Here is a 4,938-nt window from a genome sequence, read left to right on the forward strand (position 1 = left end):
ACCGGCGGGGATGAGTTTAGCAGCCGCCGCGGGAAAACAGATCAAAAAAGTGGTTTTGGAGTTGGGAGGTAGTGATCCGTTTATCGTTTTAGATAGTGCCGATATCGAGGCAGCGGCGACTACGGCAGTGACGGCAAGATTGTTAAATAATGGTCAGACTTGTATCGCTGCCAAACGGTTTATTGTTATGGAAACTGTCGCCGATCAATTTGAACAGTTATTAGTGGCCAAATTCCAAGCTTTAAAAGTTGGTGATCCCCTCGATGAAACTGTTGATATTGGTCCTTTGGCCACGCTATCGATCGTCTCGGAAATTGCCGCTCAAGTGGAAAAAACCGTCGCTATGGGTGGTAAAGTCCTTGTGGGAGGTCAACGTTTAGAGGGAAAAGGTAACTTCTATCTACCGACGATTTTAACCGATATTCCTGCTGGTTCTCCGGGGGAAAAAGAGGAATTTTTTGGACCGGTGGCTTTACTATTTCGAGTCAAAAATATCGAGGAAGCGATCGCTTTAGCTAATGATAGTCCCTTTGGTTTGGGTTCTAGTGCTTGGACAAATAACCCCGCAGAAATTGAGCGTTTAATTACCGAAATTGAGGCCGGTTGTGTGTTTATTAACGGTATGGTTAAATCCGATCCTCGCTTGCCCTTTGGGGGTATTAAACGTTCTGGTTTTGGACGGGAATTAAGTGTCGAAGGTATTCGCGAATTTGTCAACGTTAAAACTGTTTGGATTAAGTAAATCAGTAGGGTGGGTTAGCAACGCGTAACCCACCACCATAACCAAAATCACCCACCACAATTGTCGGTGCGTTACGCTATCGAAGAGCGCACCCTACGGATTAAAAATATGCCGCGCATTTTTGATCATATTGAGTCCCATTTATTGCCAATTTTACAGAAAAGGGGCTGATTTTTGTGTGGGTTATTTTAATTTGCGCGGTTGGCAGTAACCTTTACACCTTTAATACCTTTGACCTTTATGATGAGCTAAGGCCATTTGATAAGAAGAAATGGGGGATACTCCTTTTAATCTTTGTCCTCAGTCATTTCTTCCCAAATAGCAACGACTATACTAATAGGTAAAAAAAACAACAAGAAAGGGAATATAAATTAAAGTTATTAATAAATCAATCAAAAAAATTAGGTCTCGAATATTATATTTAAGTAGTCGTGCAAAATTAATTTCCTAGTCGAGACTCCGAGACAGGAGACTCCGAGACAGGAGACGGGAGACGGGATACAGGAGACGGGAGCGGATTTGAGTTTTCAGTTCACTGTTTACTGATCACAGCAGAAGTCTGACGGAGTAGTGGCTTAGATGTGTAATTAATTGTGATTAGATACTTACCTAAAATGTCGGTTTGAAGGAACCCTCGGTTTCACCGACGCGCTTGCGCTTTCGCGCTTTACGCTTTGAAAGTGAAGATATACTTTTTTAGCGTATCTGGATTTTGTGTATTTTCTCAGTTTTTTTTAAACTTTACTCCAGTATCTAATTTACTCTTAATAGAAAGAATAGATTCATAAATATATTTTTATTCCTCATAATAGCCCCATTCATGCAATTGTACTCCTGACTCCTAACCCCACCAACAAACTTTTTCAGCCAACCCTACTTAGGTTCTCACTAAGGATTTATTGACACTGGCTTCAATTTGATAAATAGAGGAAAGGACGCTACCTTGATGATTATTGACTAGATCATATTTGACTTCCTGTAAATAATTAAAAATGGTATCCCGCAGAATCGTTTTTTCAATGTTTACCCGGTGCTGATAGTCCCATAAATCCCAAACTATCAAACCAATTCCCACGATTGGATCGATTAATTCTGCGCCAAAACTACTCGCTACTGCTCCACCGGTTTTAGTGGCAATTTTCGCCCCGGTTTTTCCCGCTAGGGACAAATAAACTGTGCTGCCCACTTTCACCACTGGGATGAGAGATTTAACTCCCAAAGCAGTGGCACCACCGACTAAAAGTTTAATTGATGTGTTAGAAATATTGCCCTCGGTATCTTGAATTGTTATGGCTATATCGCTAAGATAACGATCCCATTTACCTTGGGGAATTTGATAACTGGCCTGAATATTCTCTAATTCATTGCTTAAATTATTGACATATAAATTAACGGCATCCCTAGTAATTCTCTCTAGACGCAATTGAGCCTCTTGGGGACGAATTACCCGTTTAGTAAACTCGGTTTGAATAGTTTTGGTCAAATTTTCTGCCACCACCTGTTCCGGGGGTGGATTATCTGTATTGACCCAGTGAGCGATCGAGGAGTATAATCCGCTTAAAAAGGCCTTGCCCTCAAATTGTTTTTGATTGAAATAGTTAAAATACCAAGGCAGAAAACCCTGATCTACTCGTGTCATCAACTCCTCCACCCATCCCTCAATTTCTCCTAGGGCGAAGCTTTGAGAATTTGCTCTCGCTGTCTGTAAAGCTTGGCTAATCTCCCGATCGATTTGACTGTTAGATTTTTCGGGTATAGTGATGGGAATCTCTAGGTTAGTTTCGGTAGCAACCCTAGTTTTTAACGGTTCATTGCCGGCAGTTCCTAGCCAAATTTTCCCTAAAAGAGGCAAGATAACCACTAGAACAACTATAGCCCAAATTAACGGGGTTATTGCCTTAATCAGTTGACTGATTGCCTGAATGCGGTTAGTTTTTTCACTATACTGAGGTGGCTCAATATTCTCTTGTGAATCTGGCCTGGAGTTCATCAGCTAACCTACTTAAAATTATTAGATCATTGTTCTCAAAAAACCGCAGAAACCCCAATTTTCCGAGCAGTAATCTGGAGAGGACATTATCGGGTAAAAGGCAGCCAATACCCGATAAATATCGGCAATTTTAGCGAATCTCTGCCTTCATCCGTTCAAGGGTTTGCTGCATTTGGTCGAACATCATTTGGGGAGTCATACCAAATTGACCTAATTGGGTTTTTAGCTGTTCTACGGTCATTTGGGCGGAAAAATCCTCAGATAACTCAAAACGCTTCATAAATATCTTGTAGCGTTCCATTAACTCCTCCATCCTATCGATAAAGATTATTTTACCCTCTCGATCGAATTTACCGTACTCGCTGCCTAGTTGTGTGAGAGACTGGTAATCTTCAAATAGCTGTCTAGCTTCCTGTTGAACCACTTCTGAGTCAAAGAATCCCATAATCTTAAAACTGCTTATCGTCGATAGTTATTCTCTCCCCTATTTTATTTTAGCCGGGGAAAAAGTCTAGCTCCAGCCGATTTACGGATTACCGTATTGGGGAAATCGAGCAGATCACAAACGACCTCTCGTCGCAGTTTAACCGTTGCCCCAGGGAGTTTAAGATTAAAAGTGATCAGACCTCTTGTAAAAATCAAAAATTGTCCTTTAACTGCCCCACAGTGGCTATTTTGAGCAATTTGGGCTGCAGCCCTTATAATTTGCCAAAACGACGATGACGACCCTGATAATCTTTTAAAGCGCGGTGAAATTGCACTCGATCGAAATCGGGCCAGAGGGTGTCAGTAACATAGATTTCCGCGTAGGCCATTTGCCATAGTAAAAAATTACTAATTCGCATTTCCCCACTACTGCGAATTAACAGGTCTGGGTTAGGAATCCCAGCAGTATAAAGATACTGTTCAAAGAGAGATTCATCGATCGCTTCTGGGGAGACTAAACCCTGTTGCACCTGACGAGCGATCGCCTGACAAGCTTGCACGATCTCCTCTCGGCCACCATAATTAGTAGCCACCGTAAATTGAATACCGGAATTTTTGCTAGTTTCTGCTTGAGATTTAGCAATTTCCCGTCTTAAAGACTCTGGCAAGGCTGATAAATTACCAATAAAGCGAATTTTGACATTTTGCTGCATCATTTCTTCTAATTCCCGCCGCAAAACCCGCTCGAATAGAGTCATTAAAAACTCTACTTCCTCCAGGGGACGACCCCAATTTTCCGTCGAAAAAGCATAAGCAGTTAAAGCGGGAATCCCCCAGTCGCGACAACAGCGCAGCAAGTCTTTGAGTGCATCTACTCCCCGTTGATGGCCCATAATCCGGGGTAAACCACGATTTTTCGCCCAACGACCGTTCCCATCCATAATCACTGCGACGTGCTGAGGTAAACGGTTTTTATCTAAATCCGTAGGTAATTCTGGTGACAAGCTCGGTTTAACAGTCATTTTCTATCTTTCGGGGTTGCGCTGGGCGAACGGGAGAATTTTTCTAAGATTAGACGACCTTTTAAGCCAATTGTACGCCCTAAACGTCCCCAACTCGGTGCGACCACTTCCCCCTCTCCCGACGGAGAAAACTTCGCTTCGAGCAGCTCTTTTAGTTTACTACTGGTTAAAGGCCGATCCAAATTACCCCCCGACGCGAGGGAAATCGAGCCAGTTTCCTCAGAAACCACAATACAGATACAATTATCTAGCCTTTCGGTAATGCCCATGGCTGCCCGATGACGGGTGCCTAATTGCCTAGAGGTACTGCGCTCCGATAGGGGTAGAATAACACCAGCGGCCACCACTCGATCGCCCCGAATAAATACAGCCCCATCGTGCAGTAAAGTTTTAGTTTGAAAAATAGTTTGAATTAATTCCTTAGATACTTCGCCATTTAGCATCACTCCCGGATTGACAAACACCTTGGTGTCGAGATTGCCACTGGTTTCTAATACCATCAGCGCACCGGTGCGATTTTGAGATAGATCCTTCACCGCGTCCACTAACTCATCAATGACATTATCGGTCTTGGGAGTGGGGGAACTTTTTTTAAATAATTCCCATACTTGACCTTTGCCCAATAATTCTAAAAAACGGCGAAATTCCGACTGAAAAATCACAGCGATCGCTACGGCTGCCCCCAAAATCAATTTTTCTAGGACTAACCCCAGCAAGCGCAATCCTAGGGCATCGCTAATCACCGAGGCCAGCATTAA

At 42.8% G+C, this 4,938-nt stretch carries 5 protein-coding genes; 1 reads left to right on the forward strand and 4 read right to left on the reverse strand.

Going from position 1 to position 4,938, the window contains the following annotated elements; translation table 11 throughout:
- On the forward strand, positions 1-742 hold a 742-nt coding region (locus tag PX481_RS08210; protein ID WP_288094321.1), incomplete at its 5' end, for an aldehyde dehydrogenase family protein.
- A gap of 877 nt (positions 743-1,619) precedes the next feature.
- On the opposite strand, the gene PX481_RS08215 is transcribed toward PX481_RS08210, so the two are convergent.
- The 4 genes from PX481_RS08215 to cdaA all read right to left on the reverse strand — a co-directional run.
- Positions 1,620-2,732 carry a hypothetical protein gene (locus PX481_RS08215; RefSeq protein WP_002757036.1) on the reverse strand — a complete coding sequence of 371 codons (1,113 nt, stop codon included), beginning with the start codon at positions 2,730-2,732 and terminating at the stop codon, positions 1,620-1,622.
- Positions 2,733-2,862: 130 nt separating this feature from the next.
- Complete coding sequence (locus tag PX481_RS08220) at positions 2,863-3,177, reverse strand: DUF1825 family protein (protein ID WP_002738222.1); 315 nt, start codon at positions 3,175-3,177, stop codon at positions 2,863-2,865.
- 253 nt (positions 3,178-3,430) lie between these two features.
- The gene (gene uppS / locus PX481_RS08225; protein ID WP_002757028.1) at positions 3,431-4,180 is read right to left on the reverse strand and encodes a polyprenyl diphosphate synthase; all 750 of its coding nucleotides are present in this window, start codon (positions 4,178-4,180) and stop codon (positions 3,431-3,433) included.
- A partial coding sequence (gene cdaA / locus PX481_RS08230) for a diadenylate cyclase CdaA (protein WP_288094324.1) occupies positions 4,177-4,938 on the reverse strand: 762 nt, incomplete at its 5' end. The genes cdaA and uppS, both read right to left, overlap by 4 nt.

The organism is Microcystis sp. M53603_WE2, assembly GCF_030065435.1.

What these genes read in the sequence shown, in the direction of transcription:
- PX481_RS08215 (WP_002757036.1), bottom strand. Translation starts at nt 2,732, where the DNA reads ATGAACTCCAGGCCAGATTCACAAGAGAATATTGAGCCACCTCAGTAT.
- PX481_RS08220 (WP_002738222.1), bottom strand. Translation starts at nt 3,177, where the DNA reads ATGGGATTCTTTGACTCAGAAGTGGTTCAACAGGAAGCTAGACAGCTA.
- uppS (WP_002757028.1), bottom strand. Translation starts at nt 4,180, where the DNA reads ATGACTGTTAAACCGAGCTTGTCACCAGAATTACCTACGGATTTAGAT.